This is a genomic window from Limnohabitans sp. (assembly GCF_040400975.1).
Lineage (GTDB): Bacteria > Pseudomonadota > Gammaproteobacteria > Burkholderiales > Burkholderiaceae_C > Limnohabitans_A.
Window position 1 is genome coordinate 1 of the sequence record NZ_JBBAPF010000016.1, and the last position, 24,035, is coordinate 24,035.

The window sequence follows — 24,035 nt, forward strand, 5'->3', positions numbered from 1 at the left end:
ATCTTTGCCGGGCAACAGGTTGATCAGGGCACCGAAGTCCAAAATCTTGGTGACCGGGCCTTCGTAGACCTTGCCAATTTCGACTTCGGCCGTGATCTGCTCAATGCGGCGCTTGGCTTCATCGGCTTTGGCTCCGTCAGTGGCGGCAATGGTGATCGTGCCATCTTCCGAGATGTTGATCTGGCAACCAGTCTCTTCCGTCAGGGCTCGGATGGTCGCGCCACCCTTGCCGATCACGTCACGGATCTTCTCGGGGTTGATCTTCATGGTGAAGAGCTTGGGCGCGAAATCAGACACTTCGGAGTTGGCTTCGCTCATCGCTTCTTGCATCTTGCCCAGAATGTGCATGCGGGCTTCTTTGGCTTGGGCCAAAGCGACTTGCATGATCTCCTTGGTGATGCCCTGGATCTTGATGTCCATCTGCAGCGCGGTGATGCCGCTGGTGGTACCCGCCACTTTGAAGTCCATGTCGCCCAGGTGGTCTTCGTCACCCAAGATGTCGGTCAACACCGCAAAGCGGTTGTCTTCCTTGATCAGGCCCATGGCGATACCGGCCACGTGGGCTTTCATCGGCACACCGGCGTCCATCATCGACAAGCAGCCGCCGCAGACCGAAGCCATGGACGAAGAACCATTCGATTCGGTGATCTCGGACACCACACGCACGGTGTAGGGGAACTCTTCTTTGTTTGGCAACACAGCGGCCAAAGCCCGCTTGGCCAAACGGCCGTGACCGATTTCGCGGCGCTTGGTGCTGCCCATGCGGCCCACTTCGCCGGTGGCAAAGGGAGGCATGTTGTAGTGAAACATGAAGCGGTCTTCGAACTCGCCAGCCAAAGCGTCAATGCGCTGAGCGTCGCGCTCGGTGCCCAAAGTGGTGATCACCAAAGCCTGCGTCTCACCGCGGGTGAACAAAGCCGAGCCGTGGGTGCGGGGCAGCACACTGTTGCGGATTTCGATGGGGCGCACAGTGCGTGTGTCGCGGCCGTCGATGCGGGGCTCACCGGCCAAAATTTGGCTGCGCACGATGCGCGCTTCGATTTCGAACAGCAGGTTGTCGAGCTTGACGGGGTCAAACGCCACGCCCTCTTCGGCCAAGGCAACTTTGACCGAAGCGTAGGCTTCGCGGCAAGCGTGTGTACGGGCTTGCTTGTTGCGGATCTGGTAAGCGGCGCGCAACTTCTCTTCTGCCAAAGAAGCCAGCTTGGCTTCAAAAGCCGTGTCGCGGGCAGGCGCTTGCCAGTCCCACACGGGCTTGCCAGCGTCGCGGACCAATTCATGGATTGCGTTGATGGCAATCGCGGATTGCTCGTGGCCATAGACCACACCACCCAACATGATTTCTTCGGACAGTTGCAGGGCTTCGGATTCGACCATCAGCACAGCGGCTTCGGTACCGGCCACGACCAAGTCCATCACGCTGTCTTTGCGCTGGGTTTGGCCGGGGTTCAGCACGTATTCACCGTTGATATAGCCCACGCGGGCCGCACCAATGGGGCCGTTGAACGGGATGCCCGAGATGGACAAAGCGGCAGACACAGCGATCATCGCGGCGATGTCGGCGTCGACTTCAGGGTTCAAAGACACGGTGTGGATGACCACATGCACGTCGTTGTAGAAACCTTCTGGAAACAGAGGGCGGATCGGACGGTCGATCAAACGACTGGTCAGGGTTTCGTGTTCGCTGGGCTTGGCTTCGCGCTTGAAGAAGCTGCCAGGGATCTTGCCTGCAGCGTAAGTCTTCTCGATGTAATCGACGGTGAGCGGGAAAAAGTCTTGACCTGCTTTGGCGATCTTGGAACCCACGACGGTGGCCAGCACCACAGTGCCTTCCATGTCGAGCAGCACAGCGCCGCCAGCTTGGCGAGCAACTTCGCCGGTTTCCATCTTGACCGTGTGCTGGCCCCATTGGAATGTCTTGGTGACTTTATTGAAAATGGACATGTTCAGAACTCCTGAAAACAAAAGCGCATGAGGCTGCACTGAGGGCCCGGAAGTTGACGCTCTGAACTCGATGCCATTCCACAAAACCTTGAGCTGAAAGCCTTGTGGAATGACACAGCGCGAGATCGCCCTGACAAATTCCGAAGAAAAAAAGAATAAAGCGCCTGAGCTAGTGAACTAACTCAGGCGCTTTTCATCTGGATAGACGATTACTTGCGCAGGCCAAGCTTGGCGATCAGCGCAACATAACGGTCAGCATCACGGGACTTGAGGTAGTCCAACAGCTTGCGGCGACGGCTCACCATGCGCAGCAGACCGCGGCGACCGTGATGGTCTTTGGCGTGTGTTTTGAAGTGGGGTGTCAGCTCGTTGATGCGGGCTGTCAGCAAAGCCACTTGGACTTCTGGGGACCCAGTGTCGTTGGCAGCACGTGCGTTGGCCTTGACGACCTCGGCCTTGATTGAAGATGCAATCATGGTTTTTCCTTGTTTTTTCGCTGGATTCAGACGAATTTCAGCGGGTTAATGACTTGCGCCAACTACCGGAAAAGCGGATGGCGTGCGTTCTGCAAATCGCAAAACAGTCGAATTATAGCCCGAAACAACCGACGCATGGGCTCTGCCAGCTCTCCTACAGGAGGACACAGACCCTGACACACCGCGCTCTCGCTTCAGCAAAGGATCGCCAAGCCTCTTATGCAACAAAATAATATATGCAAAACTAAAAAGTAGTTTGTTTTGGAATAAGTGAGCTCTACATTCGAAGCATGCATCTTCATAAAACAACATGAAACCTTGGGCTTGAACCGCAACCACCGCTTTTGCAGCTTGTTTCAACTGCTCCTCCAAAACATAGACCCATGTACCAGTACACCGAATTTGACCACCAGTTCTTGCGCGCCCGCGCTGCCCAACACCGCGACCAGCTGGAGCGCTTTCAGGCCGGCCAGCTGAGCGCCGATGAGTTCAAGCCCCTGCGGCTGCAAAACGGCTGGTATGTGCAGCGCTATGCCCCCATGTTGCGCGTGGCTGTGCCGTATGGCGAGATCTCGGCTCCCCAGCTCAAAGTGCTTGGCCAAATTGCCCGCGAATACGACTCGCCGAATCCCGCCCTGCTGGCCCAGGCCCAGGCCACGCAAGACAAAATCGCAGGTCCGGCACCAAAACTGACCACCAACTGCGGCCATTTCACCACGCGTCAAAACGTGCAATTCAACTGGATTCCGCTGGACAAATCTGCCGACGTGATGGACCTCCTGGCCAGCGTGAACCTGCACGGCATCCAGACCAGCGGAAACTGCATCCGCAACACCACCAGCGACGAACTGGCCGGGGTGGCGGTGGACGAAGTGGTCGATCCCCGGCCCTATGCCGAGCTGATCCGCCAATGGAGCACACTGCACCCCGAGTTTGCATTCTTGCCCCGCAAATTCAAGATCGCCATCACCGGCGCTGCAGAAGACCGCGCTGCCATTGGCTGGCACGACGTGGGTCTGAAAATGGTCAAAAACGCGGCTGGCGAAGTGGGCTTCAAGGTTCAAGTGGGCGGCGGCATGGGCCGCACACCCGCTGTGGGAGCGGTGATCCGCGAGTTCCTGGCCTGGAACCAGATCATGAATTACCTCGAAGCCGTGATCCGCGTCTACAACCGTTGGGGCCGCAGGGACAACATTTACAAGGCACGCATCAAGATTTTGGTGAGGGCCGAGGGTCAGCGCTACTTTGACGAGGTCGAGACCGAGTACCAAGACATTTTGCTCAAGGACGGCGGCCTGCACACCATCCCGCAAGCCGAGTTCGAGCGCGTCGCTGCCTGCTTTGCAGCGCCTACCATGGACTTGCCAGCCAACACCGCCGAGTTGACCGCCAAGTCGGAAGCCGATGTCGGCATCGAGGCGGCCAAGACCCCCGCTTTTGCCCGCTGGCTGGCGCAAAACGTCAAACCGCACCAAAACCCCGCTTTGCGTGCCGTGACCCTGTCCTTCAAGCGTCCGGGTCAAGCACCGGGCGACGCCACCGCCGATCAACTGGACGCTGCTGCCGCTCTGGTGGCCAGATACTCTGCTGGCGAAGCGCGCGTCACGCACAGCCAAAACCTGGTGCTGCCTTGGGTGCGTCTGGACCAACTGCACACCCTGTGGCTCGAAGCCAAAGCGCTGGGCCTGGCCCAGCCCAACATTGGCCTTTTGACCGACATGATCGCCTGCCCCGGCGGCGATTACTGCGCCCTGGCCAATGCCCGTTCGTTGCCCTTGGCCGCCGCCATCACTGAGCGTTACCAAGACCTGGACGAATTGCACGACCTGGGCCACATCGACTTTCACATCAGCGGCTGCATCAACTCCTGTGGGCATCACCACTCGGGCCATATCGGCATTTTGGGCGTCGACAAAGATGGCAAGGAGTGGTACCAAGTCACGCTGGGTGGCTCGGACGGCAAAGCGCTGTCAGGCCCCACAACCCCCGGCAAAGTGGTCGGCCCCTCGTTCTCGTCGTTTGAAGTGCCCGACGTGATCGAAGCGGTGTTGGACACCTACAAAGCCTTGCGCCTGCCCGCCCAAGGCCGCCACGAGTACTTCATTGAAACCCTGCGCCGCGTGGGGCAGGACCCATTCAAAGCGGCGGCCAATGCGGCTCGCCACCCCGTCGAGGAAACCACCATCTGACCCCCTTGTTGGAGCCCACCCTGTGGGCGATGGCTTGCAAAACCACACACATCAGAAAATCGCCCACAGGATGGGCTCCTACAAAACAAAAGACCGACCATGAACATCATTTCTGCCCAAGAACACCAGACCGTCGAATCGCCCACGGTTATCACACTGGCCAACGACGCAGATCCCCGCACGCTCGACCTGAGCGGCGTGACCCGCATCGATTTGCAGTTCCCCAAATTCACCGACGGCCGCGCCTACAGCCAAGCATTCTTGCTGCGACGCCGCCTGGGCTTTGCGGGCGAATTGCGTGCCACAGGCGAAGTGCTGATCGACCAATTGGTGCAAATGCAGCGCACCGGTTTTGACGTGGCCGTGCTGCGCAAAGGCGTGGACGCCTCGGCGGCGCAACGCCAGTTCGAACGCTTTGCTGGCTTTTACCAAGGCTCGGCTGTCCACACCCAACCCCCGTTTGCGACAACCGCCTGAAGCTTCGCCCACGGGGTGGGCTCCTACAAAAAACCAACGTCATGACCACCAGCTTTCTTTCACCCCGTCATGCTCAGTCCAAAGCCACGGATTTGCAAGCCAAAGCCAGCCCCAACTTTGCCGCCAAGCTGGCCGAGACCCAAGAATTGCTGCAACGCGCCGCCAACGAGTTTGCCCCCGTCACCCAAGCCTCCAGCCTAGGCGCCGAAGACGTCGTCATCACACACCTCATCAATGCGCTGCAACTGGACATCCCGGTCTTTGTTCTAGAGACCGGCGCGCTGCACACCGAAACCTTGTCGCTGCTGGAACGCACGCAAGCCCATTCGCGTGCGCCCATCGTGGTGTACCGTCCTGCTCACGAATCGGTCATGCAGTTCGTGCGCCAAAACGGCCAAGACGCGATGTACCAAAGCATCGCGCTGCGCAAAGCCTGCTGTGGCGTGCGCAAGATGGAGCCACTGGCCCGTGCATTGATAGGTCAACGCGCCTGGATCACGGGCTTGCGCCAAGAACAATCCAGCGCCCGCGCCGAAGTGCCCCTCATCGACGACAGTGAAGTGCAGGCCGCGCCCCAGATCACGCCAGCCAGCCCCAGCGCAGGTGTTTGCAAACTCAACCCCTTGGCCCGCTGGACCTGGGGCGATGTGTGGCACTACATCGCCGAGCACAAGGTGGACTACAACCCGCTGCACGACCAATTTTTTCCGAGCATCGGCTGCGCCCCCTGCACCCGCGCCATCAGCCTGGGCGAAGAATTTCGAGCCGGGCGCTGGTGGTGGGAGGACGAAGCGGCCAAGGAGTGCGGGCTGCACGTCAAACCCTGAAAACCGTCGAATCCATCCCTGTAGGAGCCCACCCTGTGGGCGATTCCCCATCCCCAAAACAGAAGCATCGCCCACAGAGGTGGGCTCCTACAAAAAGAAAAGAGAAAACCATGACAGCCACAACACCCACCGAACTGCACACCCTGAGCAATGCTCACTTGGACGCGCTGGAAGAAGAAACCATCTTCATCCTGCGCGAAGTGGCTGCCGCATTCGAGCGTCCAACCCTGCTGTTTTCGGGAGGCAAAGACTCTCTGGTCATGCTCAAGTGCGCCGAGAAAGCTTTTGGCGCAGGCCGCATTCCCTATCCGCTCTTGATGATCGACACCGGCCACAACTTCAAAGAAGTGACCGACTTCCGCGACTCACGCGCCGAGGAGCTGGGTGCCGAGCTGATCGTGCGCAGCGTGGAAGACTCCATGAAACGCGGCACCGTGCGCCTGGCCCACCCCGGAGAGAGCCGCAACGTGCACCAGTCGGTCACCTTGCTCGAAGCGATTGAAGAGTTCCGCTTTGACGCACTCATCGGCGGTGCCCGCCGAGACGAGGAAAAAGCCCGCGCCAAAGAGCGTATCTTTTCGCACCGAGACAGCTTTGGCCAGTGGCAGCCCAAGGCCCAGCGACCCGAGCTGTGGACCCTGTTCAACCACAAGTTGCAGCCGGGCGAGCACTTCCGTGTGTTCCCCATCAGCAACTGGACCGAGCTGGATGTGTGGCAGTACATCGCCCGCGAAAAGATTGCCTTGCCTTCCATTTATTACACGCACAAACGTGAGGTGGTCGACCGCCGGGGCCTCTTGGTGCCGGTGACCGTGCTGACACCGCCCAAAGACGGCGAAACGGTGGTGGTGCGCAACGTGCGCTTTCGCACCGTAGGCGACATCACCTGCACCTGCCCGGTGGAAAGCACCGCCGCCACGCCCGAGCAAATCGTGATCGAAACGCTGGCCACCGATGTGAGCGAACGCGGCGCGACCCGCATGGACGACAAGACGTCCGAGGCTTCCATGGAAAAACGCAAGAAAGATGGCTACTTTTAATGAACGCACTGAAATTCATCACCTGCGGCTCGGTCGACGACGGCAAGAGCACGCTGATTGGCCGCCTGCTGGTGGACACCAAGGCTGTGCTGCAAGACCACCTGGCGGGGGTACAGCGCTCCGGTGAAACCGATTTGGCCCTGCTGACTGACGGCTTGAGCGCCGAGCGCGAGCAAGGCATCACCATCGACGTGGCTTACCGCTACTTCACCACCGAATCGCGCAAGTTCATCATTGGCGACGCCCCCGGACACGAGCAGTACACCCGCAACATGGTCACGGCTGCATCGAGTGCCGACGCCGCCGTGGTGCTGGTCGACGCCATCAAACTCGACTGGGCCAACCCCAATCTGCAACTGCTGCCCCAAACCCGCCGCCACTCGCTGCTGGTCAAGCTGCTGCGCGCGCCATCCATCGTGTTCGCCATCAACAAACTTGACGCCGTGGCCGATGCCACTGTGGCCTACAACAACATCTCGAACGCTCTGCAAAAGTTTGCCAAAGAAGCGGGCATCACCGTCAACGCCATGGTGCCCGTCTCGGCCCTCAAGGGCTGGAACGTGGTCGATTCGCAACCACACTGGTGCGGCTACATCGGCCCCAGCCTGCTCAGCATCCTCGAAGGCCTGCCCGTCACCCCGGCTGAGACCGATGTGCCCTTCAGCTTCCCGGTGCAGTGGGTCGAAAAATTCCATGATTCCGGCGTCACCACCCAAGGCCGCCGCGTGTTCTGGGGCCGCGTGGCCACTGGCAGCATCGCCCCGGGCCAGACCGTCCGGGTCTTCCCCGGTGGCCAGACCGCCGTGGTCTCCCAAGTGTTGAGTGCCACCCGCCAGCTGCAAAACAAAGCTGCAAGCCACAGCGCCGGCATCGTGCTGGACCGTGAGGTGGACGTGTCGCGTGGCGACTGGCTGTTGGCAGAGCACGGCAGCCCTGAAGGCCAGCGCCAGCTCAGCACCACCATCGCCTGGATGGACGACGAGCCGCTGGTGGCGGGCCGTGTCTATTGGGCCCTGCACGGCCACCGCTGGGTCAAGGCCAAAGTGCAGGGCTTGGTGCACCGCCTGAACGTGAACACCTTGGACGAAGAAGAGGCCACCGAGCTGCCCCCCAACGCCATCGGCCACGTCACCCTGGCCCTGCAAGAGCCTTTGGCCACCCTGCCCTTTGCCCAGTCGCGCATCTTGGGTGCGCTGGTGCTGGTGGACACAGCCAGCCACAAGACCTCGGGCGCCGTGCTGGTGAACTGAAATGCCCCGGTCTGCCGCGCATAGCCCTGTTGGCCTCATAGACACCGCCAGTGGCCCCGGAATCCCCCTTAAAATGCGAGCTCTGCCTTGTTTGGCGGCGCAAAATTCCTTCACTCCGAGTCCATCATGACCCACGTTGTTTCAGAATCCTGCATCCAGTGCAAATACACCGACTGTGTGGACGTTTGCCCGGTCGATTGCTTCCGCGAAGGCCCCAATTTCCTGACCATTGACCCCGATGAGTGCATCGACTGCGCTGTGTGCATCCCCGAGTGTCCGGTCAACGCGATCTTTGCCGAAGAAGACCTGCCCGCAGATCAGCAGCACATGATCAAGCTCAATGCCGAACTGGCGGTCTTGCCCGGCTGGAAAAGCATCACCAAGCGCAAAACGCCCATGCCCGACGCCGATGACTGGAAAGACAAAACCGGCAAACTGGCGCACCTGGTGCGCTGACCCATGCGGGCACAGCACGCGCGTCGCTCATCCACCCCTTTGCCCATGGCCGAATCGTTCGGCCATTTTTGATTCGCTCACCGCATGACCACCCCCATCGACACCGAGGCTTTGGTAGTTGGCGCTGGCCCTGTGGGCTTGTTCCAGGTGTTCCAGCTGGGCCTGCAAGGCATTCGTTGCCATGTGGTCGACGCCTTGCCCCATGTGGGCGGCCAATGCGCTGAGCTTTATGCTGGTAAACCCATCTACGACATCCCGGGCATCCCTTTTTGCACGGGCCAAGAACTGGTGGAGCGCTTGCAGCAACAAGTCGCCCCTTTTCAACCCACGCTGCACTTGGGCCAACAGCTCACCCAGATCGAACGCCTGCCCAACCAACGCTGGGCTGTGACAACCGATGCGGGCCAAGGCTTTGTCACCACCACCTTGTTCATCGCCGCAGGCGTGGGCGCTTTTGTGCCGCGCCGCATGGTCCTCGAAGGTCTGGCCACTTTTGAAGGCACGCAAGTCTTTACGGAACCCCCTTTCCCCGAACACTGGGCCGGCCAACATTTGGTGGTGGCAGGCGACGGCGACAGCGCTTTGCAAACCTGCCTGTATGCAAGCACGGGCCCACAAGCCGCCGCCAGTGTCACCCTGCTGCACCGCCGCGACCAGTTCAGCGCTTCACCCGATTTGATCAACCTCATGCGCCAAGCCTGCCAAGAGGGCCGCATGCGTTTTGTGGCGGGACAGCCTACCGGACTGCGCACTGGGGGTGGCCGTTTGCAAGCCCTCGAACTGCTCAACCCCCAAGGCGATAGCGAGTGGCTAACGCTCGACGTGCTGCAAACCTGCCTGGGCCTGTCCCCGAAATTAGGCCCCTTGGCGCAATGGGGCTTGGCCATGGAGCGCAAGCAACTGGTGGTCAACACCGAAAACTTTGGCACCTCTGAGCCGGGCATTTTTGCCGTGGGTGATGTCAACACCTACCCCGGCAAAAAGAAGCTCATCCTGTGTGGATTTCACGAAGCCACATTGGCCGCATTTGGCGCGGTGGCCCTGCTGCGGCCTGCAGAAAAGACACTGCTGCAGTACACCACCACTTCCACGTTGCTGCACCAACGCCTAGGCCTGGTTTGAAGCCCTCTCGCCGGACGACTGACTTGACCGCTGAAAGCCCCCATCTGTCCATCTGCCCATCCAGCACACCATGCCCATCGGGCGGCTCAGCCTCACGCTTGGTCTGCAGCGGCGAGTCGGCGCAGTGGTTGGGGAGCAAAACCATGGTTGAGAGGCCCATGCCCCTGCCCGGTCTGCACCTGCGCGCCCTGTTCAATCGCGCTCAAAATGAAAGTGCGGGCCAGCACGACCGCATCTTCCAATCCGTGGCCCAGTGCCAAGTGCGCCGCAATGGCCGAGGACAGCGTGCAGCCCGTGCCATGCACATTGCGGCTCGGGATGCGGGCCGAGGCCAAGCGGCGCGACGGCCCTTGGGCCTGAACCAAGACATCCACCACCTCATCGCCCACCAAATGCCCGCCTTTGAGCAACACCGCTTTGGCGCCCATCGCCAACAAGCCCTGCGCCGCGGCATCCAGTGCCTGCGCGTTGGCAATGGGCTGCCCCAGCAGCAACTGGGCTTCGTCCAAATTAGGGGTGACCACCGAGACGCGGGGGAACAATTCGCGCACCAAGACCTGCACCGTTTCTTGGGCAATCAAACGGTCACCGCTGGTGGCCACCATCACCGGGTCAAGCACGACTTGACGGATGTTGTAGTGGTCAATGGCCCAAGCCACCACCTCCACAATGCCGGGTTCGTGCAGCATGCCAATCTTCAGGGCATCGGCTCCAATATCGTCCATCACCGACTGGATTTGTGCCTTCAAAAAAGACGCGGGCACCGCATGGATACCCTGAACACCCACGGTGTTTTGCGCTGTGAGTGCGGTGATCGCGCTCATGCCATAACAGCCCAAAGCGGCAAAGGTTTTCAAGTCGGACTGGATACCGGCACCGCCGCCGCTGTCCGATCCGGCAATGGTGAGCACACGTGCGTAGCGTTGTGGGTGGAGGTTCATCCGGCAAATTATCGGCGATCCCAAGGGATCACTTTGACATGAGCCTCCCCCTTTTCAGCGTGGTTTTGGGCGCAGGCTTGATGGGCCGCTTGCTGGCCCACGCCTTGGCCCAAGCAGGACACCGCGTTCAAGTGCACGAAGCGCTGGGCGCCGATGGACAGGGCTCGGCAGCGCGCGTGGCTGCTGCCATGCTGGCACCTTTGGCCGAATCGGCCATCACCGAAATGCCGGTGGTGCGCATGGGCCACCACGGCCTGACGCGTTGGCCTGAGTTGATCGCCGCCCTGCCCGAGCCCGTGTTCTTTCAGCAAAACGGCACTTTGGTGCTGTGGCACCGACAAGACGCGGCCGAAGCCAAACGTTTTGAGGGCCTTTTGCTGCACACCCAAGACCAATGCCCCGAATTGCCACCCACCCAAAGGCTGGATACCCAAGGCCTGCAAGCGGTGGAGCCCGGCATGGAACAACGCTTCAACCAAGCTTTGTATTTGCCCGGTGAAGGCCAACTCGACAACCGCGAATTGCTGGCCTCACTCCTCCAAGGCATGGCGCAACTGGGTGTGCAGGTGCACTGGAACAGCCCGGCATCGCCCGAGGACTTCCAAGCTGGCCAGAGCGGACAACCTGACTGGGTCTTTGACTGTCGAGGTCTGGGCGCCCGCCCCAACTGGTCTCAGCTGCGCGGCGTCAGGGGCGAGGTGCTGCGGCTCTATGCCCCCGACGTCAGCTTGCAGCGCCCCACCCGTTTGATCCACCCGCGTTACCCCATCTACATCGCGCCCAAAGAGAACCACGTGTTTGTGATCGGCGCCACCGAAATCGAGACCGAAGACCTGTCGGCCGTCAGCGTGCGCTCGACCCTTGAGTTGCTGAGTGCTGCCTACACGGTGCACAGCGGTTTTGCCGAGGCGCGCATTTTGGAGGCCAGCACCCAAGCGCGACCCACCTTGATCGACAATCTGCCCGCCATCCGATGCTGGGGTGAGCGCACCTTGCAAATCAACGGCCTTTACCGCCATGGTTTTTTGATCTCTCCGGCGATGCTGGACGTGGTGATGGAGTGGGTGCAACACCAAACCACCCACCTGGCCACACAGTTCAACCTCAAGTTCCAACATGCCTGAACCCACCATCCAAGTGCGCATCAACCATGCGGTCCATGAGCTTCCCCAAGGGGCCAGCTTGGCCGACGCGATTGCGCAGGCAGACATTCGTCCACCCTTTGCCGCCGCGGTCAATTTACAGTTCGTCCCTCGGGCCCAGTACCCTGTTTACCTGCTGCAAAATGAAGACCAAATTGAACTGATCTCCCCCATCACGGGCGGCTAAAGCCCCTGACCACCCCATGAACAACCCTGCGCCGACCTCAGACCCCCTCTTGCTTTATGGCGAACGTTTTGACAGCCGCCTGATGCTGGGCACCTCTCGCTACCCGTCTCCCAGCGTCTTGATCGAAGCCATTGAACGCTCGGCCCCCGCCATGCTGACCGCCTCTTTGCGCAGGCAAACCGGCAGTGGCAACGAAGCCTCGCAAAATTTTTGGAACCTGCTGCGCCAAGTCCAAGTGCCGGTTCTGCCCAACACAGCAGGCTGCCACAGCGTGCAAGAAGCCATCACCACCGCCGAAATGGCGCGCGAAGTGTTTGAAACCGACTGGATCAAACTCGAGTTGATCGGTGACGACTACACCCTGCAGCCCGACACCCTCAACCTGCCACAGGCTGCTGCCGCGCTCATCCGCTCGGGATTCAAGGTTTTGCCCTACACCACCGACGACCTGGTCCTGTGCCAACGTTTGGTGGACGTGGGCTGCCAGGCTGTGATGCCTTGGGCTGCCCCCATCGGCACCGGCAAAGGCCCCATTAACCCCCATGCCCTGCGCACCCTGAGAGAGCGCTTGGATGTGCCGATGATGGTGGACGCGGGCTTGGGCTTGCCCTCGCACGCCTGCCAGGTCATGGAATGGGGCTACGACGGCGTGCTGCTCAACACCGCCGTGGCCTTGGCACAAGACCCGGTGCGCATGGCACAAGCCTTTGCAAACGCCGTTGTGGCAGGCCGCGCCGCCTTTTTGGCAGGCACCATGCAAGCCCAAGACAATGCCCAGCCCAGCACACCGGTTCTGGGCACCCCTTTTTGGCACCAGGCATGAACACATCAACGGCCACCACCCACGACATTGCACGGGCCTTGGCCCAAACCCACGCGGGCATGCTGGCCGGCGAACCCCGCACAGATGACCTGAGTACCCAAGACCAAGCTGCTGGCTGGGATTTGGAACACGCAGGCGTCTTGCACGCATGCCGCCAACTCGGCTTTTTGGAGCATGACGCCCAATGCGTGGCGGGCGCATGGCGCCAGCAAACCCTGCGAACGGGACATTTTTCTATGGCCGATTGGCCCATAGAACCTCAAGATTTTGGCATCAGCACCCGCACCAGAGACAAAGCCTTTGCGCCCTGCCCTCGCAACTTGGGCTTGTACGCAGTTTTGCCCGATGCGCAATGGGTGGGCCGAATGGCACAAGCCGGGGTCCAGACGCTGCAGTTGCGCTTCAAATCCGAAGACCCAGATGCCATTCGCCAACAAGTCAGGCTGGCCGTTCAAGCCGTGCGGGGCACCGACAGCTTGTTGTTCATCAACGACCACTGGCAAATCGCCATCGAGGAAGGTGCCTACGGCGTGCATTTGGGCCAAGAGGACATGCAAGATGCCTCCTTGGAACAGTTGCGACTGGCTGGTTTGCGGCTGGGCCTGAGCACCCACGGCTATGCCGAAATGCTGCGCGCCGACGCGGCCAGCCCCAGCTATTTGGCACTGGGTGCGATTTTTCCGACCACCCTCAAACGCATGGCCACAGCGCCCCAAGGCCTGTCGCGCCTGAAAGCCTACGCCGCGCTGATGCGCTACCACCCATTGGTTGCCATTGGCGGCATCGACGAAGAACGCATGCCCGCCGTGATGCAAAGCGGTGTGGGCTCGATCGCTGTGGTGCGCGCCATCACCGGCGCCAACCATCCCGAGCAGACAGCCAAGGGCTTGAAACACCTGATCGAAAATTTACAAAAAACAGCACCCCGCTCTAAAACAGCCTAAAAACAACCCTATAATTGAAAGCTGTTCCTCAATAGCTCAGTCGGTAGAGCGCCGGACTGTTAATCCGTAGGTCCCTGGTTCGAGCCCAGGTTGAGGAGCCACAAATCAAACGATGTGAAAGGGCTGTGTGCAAACACAGCCCTTTTTTTCGGCAAAACGACTGTTCAGCAGGGCCAAGGTTTCGGGATTGAACAAGCCTCATCCTCTGGGTGTCACCTCTGCAGCAGGTCAATCGGTCCTGAGGCTGCTTCAATGTGGCCACGGCCAGCGGACATATCCAGAGCCGGACAGATGGACCGAAAAGGACTGCAAATGAGTACCTCACTCAAAGGCCAAGTGGCCTGGATCACGGGCGGCGGCAGCGGCATAGGGCTGGCGGGCGCGATGGTGCTGGTCAAGGCAGGCGCCCATGTGGTGATTTCGGGACGCAACGCGGCCACCAACGCCACCGCACTGGCCCAACTGCAAAGCCTAGGCAGCGCCGAGGCGGTGCTGCTGGATGTGGCCGATAAACACGCCGTGAAAGCCACCGCCCAAGGCATCGTGGCAAAGCACGGGCGCATCGACATGCTGATCACCAGCGCGGGCACCAACGCCACACATCGCAATTTCGATGTGGTCACACCCGAGGCCTGGGACGACGTCGTGGCCATCAACCTGTCGGGTCTTTTTTATTGCGTGCACGCGGTCTTACCCACCATGCGGCAGCAGCAAGGTGGCTTGATCATCAACGTGTCCTCGTGGGCGGGGCTCTACGCGTCCAAGCTCACCGGCCCGGCCTACAACGCCACCAAACGCGCCGTGTTGGCGCTGACCGAGTCCATCAACATGGAAGAGTGCCTGCACGGCATCCGCGCCACCTCACTTTTGCCGGGCGAGGTGGCCACACCGATTTTGGACAAACGGCCCGTGCCACCATCGGCACAGCAGCGCGAGCGCATGGTGCAAGCCGAAGACATGGGCCAAGCCATCTTGTTTTTGGCCCAGATGCCCGCGCGCACCTGCATCAACGAGTTGATCATCTCGCCCACCTTCAACCGCTTTTACACGGGCGGCCTGGAAACGCCCGTTAAGCCATGACCTCGGCTCCCATGGCCATGGCACTCATGACATCGGTCCTCATGCTGCGAGCCCCATGAGCCAGTTGTTTCAGGACAGCGCCCGCCACCGCCGCATAGGTATTGCACTGGTCACCGTGACCACGGTGATGTTTGCCGTGCTCGATGCATCGGCCAAGTGGCTGGTGATGACGCTGCCCGTGATGCAGGTGGTGTGGATGCGGTTTTTGACGCACTCGCTGTTTTCGATTGCGCTCTTTGCGCCCTCGCTCAGAGGCGAGTTGTGGCGCTGGCGCCACCCCCGTTTGCAGTTGCTGCGGGGCTTGATGCTGGCGTCCATGACCGCACTCAATTTCTGGGCCTTGCAGTATTTGCAGCTGGCAGAAACCGGAGCCATGCAGTTTTCAGTGCCGATTTTGATTGCCCTGCTCTCGGCTTGGTGGCTGGGTGAGCGGCTTGATGCCAAGCGCTGGCTGGCGATTGCGATGGGTTTTGTGGGCGTGCTGGTCATCATCCGACCAGGCAGCCAAGGCTTTCATCCAGCCATTTTGCTGTCGGCGCTCAATGCGGTGCTTTACGCCCTGTTCAACATGATGACGCGCTTCTTGGCCAGCAGCGAAAACCCGGCGACCACACAGCTGACCTCGGCCGTCGTGGCCACCTTGGTTCTGGCGCCTGTGGCACTGTGGCAGTGGCAAAACCCGGCCACCTTACTGGAATGGCTGATCATGGGCTTGGCCGGTTTGTGTGGCGGCATTGGTCACTACTTTGTGGCAGTGGCCCACCGCTATGCCTCGGCGGCGGTGCTGGGCCCGTTTTTGTACCAGCAGATCATTTACATGAGCGTGCTGGGTTGGCTGGTTTTTGGCCAGGTGCCCGACTTGGCCGTGGTGTTGGGCACTTTGGTGGTGGTGGCCAGCGGCTTGTATTTGCTGTGGCGCGAGTTTCAAAAGCCACCCCCAGTCGCCCAAACCGACACCCTCCCCAACTGATTCAACACGGGGCCACGCCCCACACCAGGAGCCCAGTATGCCTTCATCCCCCCGCTGGAAACAACGCCCTCCGGGCTCGAATTGGGGCGACTTCGGCCCCGACGACCAATGCGGTCGCATGAACCTGTTGACGCCCGAAAAAGTGCTGCAAGGCATGCGCGAAGTGCGCACAGGGCAGACCTTCAACCTGAGCCTTCCGCTGGATTTTCCGGGTGGCAATGTGCTCAACCCCAGACGTCAACCGCCCGTGCTGCGGCCCACCCTGCGCGAGGGCAAAGCCAACATGAACTACCAACTGTGGTGCGATGACCCCAGCTGCACCGACGTGATTTGCGACGATCTGGTGATCATGCACTTGCAATACAGCACCCAATGGGACAGCCTGGCGCACGTGGGCTCGATGTTCGATGCCAACGGCGATGGTGTGGCCGAAGCGGTCTACTACAACGGTTTTCGCGCAGGTATCGACGTGCTGGGCCCCAACAGCGGCGCGGGCGCGGGGATTTTTGGCTTTCCTGACATAGCGCGCGAATCCACCTCCAGCGCCAAAGCCTTGGGCATCGAGAAAATGTCCGAGCGCTGCGTGCAAGGCCGCGCCGTGATGATCGACCTGCACGCGCACTTGGGTCGCGAACGGGTACGGGTGGGTTATGACCTGCTGATGGACATCATGCAAAAAGACAAGGTGGTGGTCGAGCCCGGCGACATGGTGTGCCTGCACACGGGTTTTGCCCAAATGCTGCTGGAGATGAACAAGCAGCCCGACCCGCATGCGGTGGAAAATTCATGCGCCGTGCTGGAGGGACGCGATGAACGCTTGCTGCAGTGGATCACCGACTCGGGCCTCGTGGCCCTGATCGCCGACAACTATGCGGTGGAAGGTTTGCCCGCCACACCCCGCCCCGGTAGTTGCGCCGCCCTGCCCTTGCACGAGCACTGCCTGTTCAAGCTGGGGGTGCACCTGGGCGAGATCTGGCACCTGACCCCCTTGGCGGAGTGGTTGCGAAGCCACCAACGCTCCCGGTTTTTGCTGACCGCTCCGCCGCTGCGCCTGCCCGGTGCGATCGGTTCACCGGCCACACCGATTGCCACGGTTTGAGCGGACCCGCAGGGGCTGGCAAGGGCTTCCTTCAGGGTTTGCGCTAGAGCCCAGACAAGCCACAAGCCGCCATACTCCTGATTTTTGACTTTTAAGGCTTTGACCATGAAATCTTGGATGACCCGCGCAGCCTGCGCCGCTTTGGTGGCGTGCATGCCGCTTGTGTCTTGGGCGCAAGCTTGGCCGACCAAGCAGCCGATCAAATTGGTCGCGGTTTTCCCACCCGGCGGCTCGGTCGACCAAGTGGCGCGCATTTTGTCTGGCCCCTTGTCGCAGCAACTGGGACAAAGTGTGGTGGTCGAAAACAGGGGCGGCGCTTCCGGCGTGATTGGCACCGCAGGCGTGCTCAGCGCACCCGCTGATGGCTACACCTTTGCGGTGGTGTTTGACACCCATGGCGTCAACCAGAGTTTGATGCCCAACATGCCCTACGACAGCAAGCGCGACTTGGTACCCTTGGTGCTGGTGGGCACGTCGGCCATGATGCTGACCACCCACGCAGCCAGCGAATACAAAAACTTTGGCGATGTGGTGGCCGCAGCCAAGGCCAAAAAGAACGTGGCTTACGGCTCGATTGGCAACGGAAGCTTGGGCCATTTGGCCATGACCTTGATGGCCAAGAATGGTGGGCTGGAGTTCAACCATGTACCCTTCAAGGGGGGCGGTCCATTGATGAACGACGCCATTGCTGGCCACATTCCGCTGACCATTGGCACGGTGTTCTTGAACAAACCGCACATCGACAGCAAACGCCTGCGCCCTCTGGCGGTGACCTCATCCAAGCGGGTGGCCGAATTCCCGGATGTGCCCACCATTGCCGAAGCGGGCTTTCCCGGTTTTGAAGCACCAGCCTGGTGGGCCTTGTTGGCATCGGCCAAAACACCGCCTGACATCATCAAGCGCATGAACGAAGAGCTGAACAAGACACTGAGCAACCCCGAGGTTTCCAAGCGCCTAGAAGCTCAAGGGATCAGCATTGCAGGGGGCAGCGTGGAGCGCGCCAAAACCTTCATCGATGGCCAAATCGACACCTGGGCCAAAGTGGTGCGTGAAAACGGCATCAAGCCGGACTGATCCCCATCAGTCGTCCGGCAGTGGCGCATCGACCAGCCGTTCAGGGCTGAGCACCCGAACGCGTTGGTCGACGTAATACCCGCCAAATTCGGTGTACCTGAGCAGCACCCGGTCACATTGGCCACAGGCAAAAACGTCACAGCGGTTGTACGGAAAAAACAAGGGCGCGATGGGCGCATCAGGCGACTCGTAACGCGTGCCTTCCGGGTGAAATTCTGCATAGCTGGGTTCAGCCAAGGGGGCGCCATCGGCGTCCAATGTGGCGCGCAAAGTGCCCAGCTTGTGCATGTCACCCTCAGGCCAGCGCCCAGCGCCCAGACTTTCCCAGCCCACACAGGGCCCCAGCAAACACTGGCAATTTTTGGGGGTGTGGCGCTCTGCCAAGGCACGCAAGGCTTGGGCATTCAGCACCGGGCTTTCAAAGGTCATGGTGCCAAGGCCTCACAGAATTTTGATGGTTTCGGCCGTCAACGCGACCAAGTCGGCATCCGAAATGAGCGTGATGCGGTTTTGTTCGGCGTATTCGTTGGCTTTGGCACTGACTTGACCCAAGGTGATGCACACACAGTTGCGGGCCTCGAGGGCATCGCGAGCCGCCACCAATTCGCGCAAAGACTCCACACCCAGGGCTGCGGCCTTCCAGCGCTTGGCGCTGACCACCGTGAGCACGCCCTTTTTTTCCAGCTGCATGTCGGCGACACCTTGGAGGTGCTTGACCGTGTAACCTTGGCGGGTGAACGCGGTCTCGAGCAAGGCTGAAAAGTCGCGCCATCCCATGCTCGAGAGCATGCCCATGCCTTTTTCAATCTCTGCGGCACTGGGTAAATTGCGCTGGCGCCACATGGCCATGCAGCCAATCACAAAGAAGGGAAAGCCACCCAGCATGCCCACGCCCGCATATTCTTTGGGCAACAAAGCACCTGCAGCCAGAGCAATCACCGCCACCAACACAAAGCTGATCCACCACGGTGAACGCAGCAACACCGCAAACAGGGATTTCTCCGACATCTTGAATTTCACACCGACTCCTGAACCTGAAAAAAGCAGGCACTATTTTCGCTCAGCGGGGCGTATCGCCCGCCAGTGTGATGCGGTGCATGACCCGCCTGAAACCATGGTAATCATTGACCGGGTTGTGCTGTGTGCAGCGGTTGTCCCATACCGCCAGCGAATGGGGCTGCCAAACGAAGCGGCAGGTGAACTCGGGCTTGACCTGGTGCTGAAACAAAAAATTGAGCAAAGGCGCGCTTTCAGCGTCCGTCATGCCCACAATGCCAGCGGTGTGCGCCACATTGACATAAAGCGCCTTGCGGCCGGTTTCTGGGTGCGTGCGCACCAGCGGGTGGTGAGCCAAATGCGTTTGGGGGGCACTGTCCTTACCATCCGATTTGATGCGATCTTCTCGGGTTTTGGAGACATCGGCTTTGGCCGAGCTGCTGATGCCCACCAGCCCATCGAGCAAGCGTTGCATGGTGCCAGAGAGGGTCTCCCAGGCCAAATACTGGTTGGCAAACAGCGTGTCCCCGCCGTACGGTGGAATCTCTTTGGCCAAGAGCATCGAGCCCATGGGGGGCTGTGGCAGATAGGTGGTATCGGAGTGCCAGATACCGCCAAAGTTAACTTTTTCGTGTTCGAGTTTTTTGACCTCGATGACACACGGAAAACCCTCCAAACCTTTGACAAAGGGGTACTCAATCGGTTGGCCCAGCATTTGCGCAAAAGCCATGAATTGCTGGGGAGAGAGGTCTTGGTCGCGGAAGAAAATGACTTGGTTTTGCAACAAGGCATCGCGGATCTCGCGTTGCTGCTCACCACTCAAAGTTTGGGTCAAATCGACCCCGTGCAGCTCGGCGCCCAAGGCACCTGCAATTCGACGAATCATCATGCTTTTCATTGTGTCACAGGCCCTAGGCTGTGCTGCCCCTTGCGTTGTCTAGCGTGAGACAAGCGGGGTCCTTGCCTTGTGTCATTCTGAGGCACTTTCTCATTGGAGCGGAAATGATCACACGCGGATTAAAAATTTGGGCCCTTTCTTTGGGTCTTTGTCTGACGCAGGGCGCGGTGCTGGCCCAAGAATTCTTGTCACGTCCTGTGCGCATCGTGGTGCCGCAAACGCCGGGCGGCGCATCCGACACGCTGGCGCGCATCATGGCGCAAAGACTCAGCGAAAAATGGGGGCAGTCTGTGGTGGTCGAAAACCGCGCGGGTGCAGGTGGCAACGTGGGCATGGAGCATGTGGCCCTGTCCGCTGCAGACGGTCACACCTTGCTGATGAGTTACGCGGGTTCGCACGCCATCAACGCCGCCTTGTACAAAAAACTGCCCTTTGACCCAGAAAAAGATTTCGAGCCCGTGGCCACGTTGGCCACTTTGCCTTTTGTCTTGGTGGTGCGGCCCGACTCGCCTGTCAAAACCATCAAGGACCTGGTCGAGCAAGGCACCCGTGCGCCTTTGACCTTTGGCTCGGCGGGCAATGGTTCTGTCAACCACTTACTGGGCGTCATGTTCAATGCCGCAGCCAAAACCAAACTCGAGCACATTCCCTACCGGGGCGCAGCCCCCGCCATGCAAGACCTGATGGGCGGACAGATCAACATGGTCTTCACCAGCCTGCCCTCGGTCTCGGGCGCCATCAAGGCCGGCACACTGCGCCCAGTGGCGGTGACCAGCGCGGTGCGCTCGGGCAACTTCCCCCAAATCCCCAGCATTGCTGAATCAGGCTTCAAAGAGTTCGATGTATCGCCTTGGTTCGGACTGTTTGCACCCGCCAAGACACCTGCCGCAGTGGTTCGGCGCATCAACCAGGATGTGCAAGACATCCTCAAAAACAAAGATGTGATTGAGCGCTTCAACGCGCAAGGAGCCGATGTGCTGATCACCCAACCGGCCGAGTTCGCCAACATGCTCAAACGCGACTTGGCCAAATGGGCCGTGGTGGTGAAAGAATCGGGCGCACAAATTGACTGACACCCCCAAAACCACCGACCTGTGCGATGCACGCGAGGACGTGCAGGCCTGTGCGCTGCTGTTTCAAAGTTATGGTTTGCGACGCTTTTTTACCGGGCCCATGCGCACACTGCGTTGCTTTGAGGACATTGGCCTGATGCGCGACACCGTCAGCCAGCCTGGGCACGGTCATGTGTTGGTGATCGATGGAGGGGGCTCCATCGCGCGCGCCTTGTTTGGCGATGTGATGGCCGAACTCGCTTCACGCAACGGCTGGGCGGGCTTGGTCATCCACGGTGTGGTGCGCGATGCCAACGAGCTGAACGCCATCGACATCGGCGTGAAAGCCTTGGGCACGGTGCCCAAGCGCGGCAGCCGCACCGGTGCAGGTGAGCGCGATGTGCCCCTGCATTTTGGCGGTGTGACCTTCACCCCGGGTGACCACCTGGTGGCCGATGCCGATGGTGTGATCGTGCTGCCCACAGGCCTCACGGCCGCCGACATTGAGGTGGCTGACGTGGTCGCGGCCACCGCCGCTTATGCTGCGGGCAGCGCTGCAAACGCCAAGGCATCGGGTTGAAGCACTTTCTTGGAGAAACGCCATGGTCCATTACTTTGACGAAACCCGCGTTCAAGAACTGCTGAGTGTTCCAGATTTGCTCCAAGGCGTGCGCGAAGCCTTGGTGGCGCTGACGCTGGGCCAAGTGGTGCAACCGCTGCGCATGGTTATGCCCATGGGTGATGCCTCGGCCGATGGCCTGCTGTTCCTCAAACCCGCGCAACTGGGCGACGCCCTGAGCACCAAGCTCATCACCTTGGTACCCGGCAATGCGCAAAAGGGCTTGCCGACCTTGCTCAGCACCATCGTGCTGATGGACCCGACCACGGGCCAAACGCTGGCGGTGATGGAGGGCAACACCATCACGGCCATGCGCACCGCGGCGGCTTCTGCCGTCGCGGCCGATGCCTTGGTGCCGCGCACCCCCCAGGTGGTGGCCATGCTGGGCAGTGGTGTGCTGGCGCGCAGCCATGCGCACATGCTGCGCGCGGTGCGCGAAGTCCCTGAAATTCGGGTGTGGAGCCCCAACGCAAGCAATGCGAAGCAGTGCGCACGCGACATCGGTGGCGTGGCTTGCGCCAGCGCGGAAGAAGCGGTGCGCGGGGCTGACATTGTCTGCACCGTGACCAACGCCAGCGAACCGGTGCTGCAAGGCGCTTGGCTCAAGCCCGGTGCCTTTGTCGCGGCCGTGGGTGCACCCCGCCCCACTTGGCGGGAGCTGGACGACGCCGCCATGGCCCACTGGGTGGTGGCCGACCAGCGCGAAGCCGCCGAGAAAGAATCGGGCGATGTGATCCTGTCAGGCGCCAAGGTCGCGGCCGAAATCGGCGAGGTGTTGTGCGGCCGCGTGGCGCCTCCGCCTGCGGGCACCACCATCGTATTCAAATCACTGGGCCAAGCGGTCGAAGACACCGTGGCCGCACGCTTGGTGTACCGCGCGGCTTTGGCCGAAGGCTTTCGGCCATGAGCCATGCCGATGTGGTGGTGGTTGGCAGTGGCGTGATGGGCGCGGCCACAGCCTATTGGTTGACCCGCTTGCAGCCGGGCTTGCGCGTCACAATGGTCGAGTCCGACACGCGCTACGAAAAAGCCTCGTCGTCCTTGTCGGCCAGTTCGATCCGCCAGCAGTTCACCTGCCCCGTGAACATCCGCTTGAGCCAATATGGCATCGCGTTTTTGCGCAAGGCCGAACAGCACCTGGGCCTGCCCGATCACCCGGTGGCGCTAAGCTTGCAAGAACCCGGCTATTTGTACTTGGCCCAGCCCGAACAAGCGGTGGCCCTGCGCACCGCACACCAAATTCAAAAGCAAGCCGGGGCCGATGTGGCTTTGCTTGAACCCGAAGCCCTGCGCCAGCGCTTTCCGTGGCTGAACGTGGAGGATGTGGCACTGGGTAGCCTGGGCTTGAGTAGTGAGGGCTGGTTTGACGGCCCTGCCCTGCACCAAGCGTTTTTGAAAAAAGCCATGGCGCAAGGGGTGCAGCGCCTGCACGACCGGGTGGTGGGCATGGACTACAGCGACACGCAAGTGAGCGCGGTGCAGCTGGCCAGTGGCGGCAGCTTGCCCTGCGGCCAAGTGGTCAATGCAGCCGGACCTTGGGCACGTGGGGTGGCCGCCATGGCCGGGGTGCAACTGCCCATTGAGGCGGCGCGGCGCTCGGTGTTTGTGTTGTCGTGCCCCGAGCCATTGGCCCACTGCCCTTTGCTGATCGACCCCACGGGTTGGTGGCTGCGCCCTGAAGGCCGGTTTTTGATCACTGGCGCAGAGCCTTTGCACACCGAGCCAGACCTGCCGCTGGAGCCTGACTGGTCGGAGTGGAACGACGAGCAATGGGCGTCGCTCGCGCACCGCATCCCGGCGCTGGCGGCACTGCGGGTGGAGCGGGCTTGGGCGGGTTATTACGAAATGAACACCTTCGATCACAACGCGGTGATCGGTCCGCACCCTGAGCTTGGCAACCTGTATTTCATCAACGGCTTTTCGGGCCATGGCATGCAGCACGCGGCTGGAGCCGGATTGGCGCTGGCCGAGTGGATGCTGCAGGGGCAATCGCGCACCATTGCGGTGGAGGAGCTGGGCTTTGAGCGCCTGCTGCAAAACCGCCCACTGCGCGAGTTGGCGGTGATCGGCTGAGCTTAAAGCTCTTCTCGCGCTTCGATCAGCAGGCGTTGCAACACTGCGCCCCGGGTGCCCGCCACCGCGCGGATGCGCAGGGCGGTGCCGGCCTCCAGCACTGCGCGGCAGTGGTAATCGAGCCCATCGGTCTGACCCGGGCAGCTGCTGGCAATGCGCCTGTGCCATTGCCGCTTGCCGTCCATCTCCAGCGTCAACTCATGCCAAGCCTCAACATTTTCTTCGGGCACGCGCACGAGCAAACTCACATCGATGTCAAAAGTGCGTGCGCGCTGGAGTGCGCCGGGAATGTGGAGCACGGCCACCGCATCACCCACCTCGGTGCGCCACAACTCGGGTTTCGCCAGTGCGGCCAT

Annotated in this window: 26 protein-coding genes and 1 tRNA gene; 20 read left to right on the top strand and 7 right to left on the bottom strand. The window is 60.7% G+C overall.

The window, feature by feature from the left end:
- Positions 1-1,944 (bottom strand): polyribonucleotide nucleotidyltransferase (gene pnp / locus ABWQ00_RS10340; protein WP_353238595.1); only part of this gene is annotated, 1,944 nt, incomplete at its 3' end.
- Between the two features lie 209 nt (positions 1,945-2,153).
- Positions 2,154-2,420 carry a 30S ribosomal protein S15 gene (rpsO, locus tag ABWQ00_RS10345; RefSeq protein WP_019428565.1) on the bottom strand — a complete coding sequence of 89 codons (267 nt, stop codon included), beginning with the start codon at positions 2,418-2,420 and terminating at the stop codon, positions 2,154-2,156.
- 383 nt (positions 2,421-2,803) lie between these two features.
- On the opposite strand from rpsO, the gene ABWQ00_RS10350 reads away from it, so the two are divergent.
- The 7 genes from ABWQ00_RS10350 (at position 2,804) to ABWQ00_RS10380 (ending at position 9,781) form a co-directional block, all read left to right on the top strand.
- On the top strand, positions 2,804-4,609 hold the full coding sequence (locus tag ABWQ00_RS10350; protein WP_353238596.1) for a nitrite/sulfite reductase: 1,806 nt from the start codon (positions 2,804-2,806) through the stop codon (positions 4,607-4,609).
- A 99-nt stretch (positions 4,610-4,708) separates the two neighbouring features.
- Complete coding sequence (locus ABWQ00_RS10355) at positions 4,709-5,086, top strand: DUF934 domain-containing protein (RefSeq protein ID WP_353238597.1); 378 nt, start codon at positions 4,709-4,711, stop codon at positions 5,084-5,086.
- A gap of 41 nt (positions 5,087-5,127) precedes the next feature.
- Entirely contained in the window at positions 5,128-5,913 is a 786-nt protein-coding gene (locus tag ABWQ00_RS10360; RefSeq protein WP_353238598.1) for a phosphoadenylyl-sulfate reductase, read from the top strand.
- 110 nt (positions 5,914-6,023) lie between these two features.
- Positions 6,024-6,953 carry a sulfate adenylyltransferase subunit CysD gene (cysD, locus tag ABWQ00_RS10365; protein WP_353238599.1) on the top strand — a complete coding sequence of 310 codons (930 nt, stop codon included), beginning with the start codon at positions 6,024-6,026 and terminating at the stop codon, positions 6,951-6,953.
- Complete coding sequence (locus ABWQ00_RS10370) at positions 6,953-8,203, top strand: sulfate adenylyltransferase subunit 1 (protein ID WP_353238600.1); 1,251 nt, start codon at positions 6,953-6,955, stop codon at positions 8,201-8,203. Before cysD ends, ABWQ00_RS10370 begins: the two co-directional genes overlap by 1 nt.
- A gap of 126 nt (positions 8,204-8,329) precedes the next feature.
- Complete coding sequence (gene fdxA / locus ABWQ00_RS10375) at positions 8,330-8,659, top strand: ferredoxin FdxA (protein ID WP_353238601.1); 330 nt, start codon at positions 8,330-8,332, stop codon at positions 8,657-8,659.
- Positions 8,660-8,743: 84 nt separating this feature from the next.
- Complete coding sequence (locus tag ABWQ00_RS10380) at positions 8,744-9,781, top strand: NAD(P)/FAD-dependent oxidoreductase (RefSeq protein WP_353238602.1); 1,038 nt, start codon at positions 8,744-8,746, stop codon at positions 9,779-9,781.
- Positions 9,782-9,873: 92 nt separating this feature from the next.
- Here the strand turns inward: ABWQ00_RS10380 and thiD are convergent, their stop codons facing one another.
- Positions 9,874-10,722 (bottom strand): bifunctional hydroxymethylpyrimidine kinase/phosphomethylpyrimidine kinase, encoded by an 849-nt coding sequence (gene thiD, locus ABWQ00_RS10385; RefSeq protein WP_353238603.1) that lies wholly within the window; start codon positions 10,720-10,722, stop codon positions 9,874-9,876.
- Positions 10,723-10,760: 38 nt separating this feature from the next.
- On the opposite strand from thiD, the gene ABWQ00_RS10390 reads away from it, so the two are divergent.
- The 9 genes from ABWQ00_RS10390 (at position 10,761) to ABWQ00_RS10430 (ending at position 18,041) form a co-directional block, all read left to right on the top strand.
- Positions 10,761-11,846, top strand: coding sequence for an FAD-dependent oxidoreductase (locus ABWQ00_RS10390; RefSeq protein ID WP_353238604.1), 1,086 nt, complete (start codon positions 10,761-10,763; stop codon positions 11,844-11,846).
- Positions 11,839-12,051 (top strand): sulfur carrier protein ThiS, encoded by a 213-nt coding sequence (thiS, locus tag ABWQ00_RS10395; protein ID WP_353238605.1) that lies wholly within the window; start codon positions 11,839-11,841, stop codon positions 12,049-12,051. Before ABWQ00_RS10390 ends, thiS begins: the two co-directional genes overlap by 8 nt.
- Positions 12,052-12,067: 16 nt before the next feature.
- Positions 12,068-12,874 carry a thiazole synthase gene (locus ABWQ00_RS10400; protein WP_353238606.1) on the top strand — a complete coding sequence of 269 codons (807 nt, stop codon included), beginning with the start codon at positions 12,068-12,070 and terminating at the stop codon, positions 12,872-12,874.
- Positions 12,871-13,818 (top strand): thiamine phosphate synthase, encoded by a 948-nt coding sequence (gene thiE / locus ABWQ00_RS10405; RefSeq protein ID WP_353238607.1) that lies wholly within the window; start codon positions 12,871-12,873, stop codon positions 13,816-13,818. The genes ABWQ00_RS10400 and thiE overlap by 4 nt, the downstream gene beginning before the upstream one ends.
- Positions 13,819-13,843: 25 nt before the next feature.
- A tRNA-Asn gene (locus tag ABWQ00_RS10410) sits at positions 13,844-13,919 on the top strand.
- 211 nt (positions 13,920-14,130) lie between these two features.
- The gene (locus ABWQ00_RS10415; protein WP_353238608.1) at positions 14,131-14,898 is read left to right on the top strand and encodes an SDR family oxidoreductase; all 768 of its coding nucleotides are present in this window, start codon (positions 14,131-14,133) and stop codon (positions 14,896-14,898) included.
- Between the two features lie 55 nt (positions 14,899-14,953).
- Complete coding sequence (locus tag ABWQ00_RS10420; RefSeq protein WP_353238609.1) at positions 14,954-15,868, top strand: DMT family transporter; 915 nt, start codon at positions 14,954-14,956, stop codon at positions 15,866-15,868.
- Between the two features lie 37 nt (positions 15,869-15,905).
- Positions 15,906-16,967, top strand: coding sequence for a cyclase family protein (locus ABWQ00_RS10425; protein WP_353238610.1), 1,062 nt, complete (start codon positions 15,906-15,908; stop codon positions 16,965-16,967).
- Positions 16,968-17,072: 105 nt separating this feature from the next.
- Positions 17,073-18,041 carry a Bug family tripartite tricarboxylate transporter substrate binding protein gene (locus tag ABWQ00_RS10430; protein ID WP_353238611.1) on the top strand — a complete coding sequence of 323 codons (969 nt, stop codon included), beginning with the start codon at positions 17,073-17,075 and terminating at the stop codon, positions 18,039-18,041.
- Positions 18,042-18,047: 6 nt separating this feature from the next.
- On the opposite strand, the gene ABWQ00_RS10435 is transcribed toward ABWQ00_RS10430, so the two are convergent.
- From ABWQ00_RS10435 to ABWQ00_RS10445, 3 genes are read right to left on the bottom strand one after another with little or no spacing between them, the layout of a single operon-like run.
- A complete protein-coding gene (locus ABWQ00_RS10435) occupies positions 18,048-18,470 on the bottom strand; it encodes a hypothetical protein (protein WP_353238612.1) in 423 nt (140 codons plus the stop codon).
- Positions 18,471-18,482: 12 nt separating this feature from the next.
- Complete coding sequence (locus tag ABWQ00_RS10440; protein WP_353238613.1) at positions 18,483-19,061, bottom strand: restriction endonuclease; 579 nt, start codon at positions 19,059-19,061, stop codon at positions 18,483-18,485.
- 40 nt (positions 19,062-19,101) lie between these two features.
- Positions 19,102-19,926 carry a TauD/TfdA dioxygenase family protein gene (locus tag ABWQ00_RS10445; protein ID WP_353238614.1) on the bottom strand — a complete coding sequence of 275 codons (825 nt, stop codon included), beginning with the start codon at positions 19,924-19,926 and terminating at the stop codon, positions 19,102-19,104.
- Between the two features lie 113 nt (positions 19,927-20,039).
- Between ABWQ00_RS10445 and ABWQ00_RS10450 the strand changes: the two genes are divergently transcribed.
- Genes ABWQ00_RS10450 through ABWQ00_RS10465 form a run of 4 tightly spaced genes read left to right on the top strand, consistent with a single transcriptional unit; the run spans position 20,040 to position 23,679 of the window.
- Positions 20,040-21,008 carry a Bug family tripartite tricarboxylate transporter substrate binding protein gene (locus tag ABWQ00_RS10450; RefSeq protein ID WP_353238615.1) on the top strand — a complete coding sequence of 323 codons (969 nt, stop codon included), beginning with the start codon at positions 20,040-20,042 and terminating at the stop codon, positions 21,006-21,008.
- Positions 21,001-21,567, top strand: a complete 567-nt coding sequence (gene rraA, locus ABWQ00_RS10455) for a ribonuclease E activity regulator RraA (RefSeq protein ID WP_353238616.1) — start codon at positions 21,001-21,003, stop codon at positions 21,565-21,567. Before ABWQ00_RS10450 ends, rraA begins: the two co-directional genes overlap by 8 nt.
- Before the next feature lie 22 nt (positions 21,568-21,589).
- Positions 21,590-22,513: an ornithine cyclodeaminase family protein gene (locus tag ABWQ00_RS10460; RefSeq protein ID WP_353238617.1), complete on the top strand. Its 924-nt coding sequence runs from the start codon at positions 21,590-21,592 to the stop codon at positions 22,511-22,513.
- On the top strand, positions 22,510-23,679 hold the full coding sequence (locus ABWQ00_RS10465; RefSeq protein WP_353238618.1) for an NAD(P)/FAD-dependent oxidoreductase: 1,170 nt from the start codon (positions 22,510-22,512) through the stop codon (positions 23,677-23,679). The genes ABWQ00_RS10460 and ABWQ00_RS10465 overlap by 4 nt, the downstream gene beginning before the upstream one ends.
- Before the next feature lie 2 nt (positions 23,680-23,681).
- Here the strand turns inward: ABWQ00_RS10465 and ABWQ00_RS10470 are convergent, their stop codons facing one another.
- Positions 23,682-24,035 carry a hypothetical protein gene (locus tag ABWQ00_RS10470; RefSeq protein WP_353238619.1) on the bottom strand — a complete coding sequence of 118 codons (354 nt, stop codon included), beginning with the start codon at positions 24,033-24,035 and terminating at the stop codon, positions 23,682-23,684.

Bases quoted from the DNA above. Each gene is read 5' to 3' on its own strand.
- ABWQ00_RS10355 (WP_353238597.1), top strand. From the start codon at position 4,709: ATGAACATCATTTCTGCCCAAGAACACCAGACCGTCGAATCGCCCACG.
- ABWQ00_RS10450 (WP_353238615.1), top strand. From the start codon at position 20,040: ATGATCACACGCGGATTAAAAATTTGGGCCCTTTCTTTGGGTCTTTGT.
- ABWQ00_RS10445 (WP_353238614.1), bottom strand. From the start codon at position 19,926: ATGATGATTCGTCGAATTGCAGGTGCCTTGGGCGCCGAGCTGCACGGG.
- ABWQ00_RS10360 (WP_353238598.1), top strand. From the start codon at position 5,128: ATGACCACCAGCTTTCTTTCACCCCGTCATGCTCAGTCCAAAGCCACG.
- ABWQ00_RS10465 (WP_353238618.1), top strand. From the start codon at position 22,510: ATGAGCCATGCCGATGTGGTGGTGGTTGGCAGTGGCGTGATGGGCGCG.
- thiE (WP_353238607.1), top strand. From the start codon at position 12,871: ATGAACACATCAACGGCCACCACCCACGACATTGCACGGGCCTTGGCC.
- thiD (WP_353238603.1), bottom strand. From the start codon at position 10,722: ATGAACCTCCACCCACAACGCTACGCACGTGTGCTCACCATTGCCGGA.
- ABWQ00_RS10425 (WP_353238610.1), top strand. From the start codon at position 15,906: ATGCCTTCATCCCCCCGCTGGAAACAACGCCCTCCGGGCTCGAATTGG.
- ABWQ00_RS10415 (WP_353238608.1), top strand. From the start codon at position 14,131: ATGAGTACCTCACTCAAAGGCCAAGTGGCCTGGATCACGGGCGGCGGC.
- ABWQ00_RS10470 (WP_353238619.1), bottom strand. From the start codon at position 24,035: ATGGCCGCACTGGCGAAACCCGAGTTGTGGCGCACCGAGGTGGGTGAT.
- fdxA (WP_353238601.1), top strand. From the start codon at position 8,330: ATGACCCACGTTGTTTCAGAATCCTGCATCCAGTGCAAATACACCGAC.
- thiS (WP_353238605.1), top strand. From the start codon at position 11,839: ATGCCTGAACCCACCATCCAAGTGCGCATCAACCATGCGGTCCATGAG.
- ABWQ00_RS10390 (WP_353238604.1), top strand. From the start codon at position 10,761: ATGAGCCTCCCCCTTTTCAGCGTGGTTTTGGGCGCAGGCTTGATGGGC.
- ABWQ00_RS10430 (WP_353238611.1), top strand. From the start codon at position 17,073: ATGAAATCTTGGATGACCCGCGCAGCCTGCGCCGCTTTGGTGGCGTGC.
- ABWQ00_RS10400 (WP_353238606.1), top strand. From the start codon at position 12,068: ATGAACAACCCTGCGCCGACCTCAGACCCCCTCTTGCTTTATGGCGAA.
- ABWQ00_RS10380 (WP_353238602.1), top strand. From the start codon at position 8,744: ATGACCACCCCCATCGACACCGAGGCTTTGGTAGTTGGCGCTGGCCCT.
- ABWQ00_RS10420 (WP_353238609.1), top strand. From the start codon at position 14,954: ATGAGCCAGTTGTTTCAGGACAGCGCCCGCCACCGCCGCATAGGTATT.
- ABWQ00_RS10350 (WP_353238596.1), top strand. From the start codon at position 2,804: ATGTACCAGTACACCGAATTTGACCACCAGTTCTTGCGCGCCCGCGCT.
- rpsO (WP_019428565.1), bottom strand. From the start codon at position 2,420: ATGATTGCATCTTCAATCAAGGCCGAGGTCGTCAAGGCCAACGCACGT.
- cysD (WP_353238599.1), top strand. From the start codon at position 6,024: ATGACAGCCACAACACCCACCGAACTGCACACCCTGAGCAATGCTCAC.
- ABWQ00_RS10435 (WP_353238612.1), bottom strand. From the start codon at position 18,470: ATGACCTTTGAAAGCCCGGTGCTGAATGCCCAAGCCTTGCGTGCCTTG.
- ABWQ00_RS10370 (WP_353238600.1), top strand. From the start codon at position 6,953: ATGAACGCACTGAAATTCATCACCTGCGGCTCGGTCGACGACGGCAAG.
- ABWQ00_RS10460 (WP_353238617.1), top strand. From the start codon at position 21,590: ATGGTCCATTACTTTGACGAAACCCGCGTTCAAGAACTGCTGAGTGTT.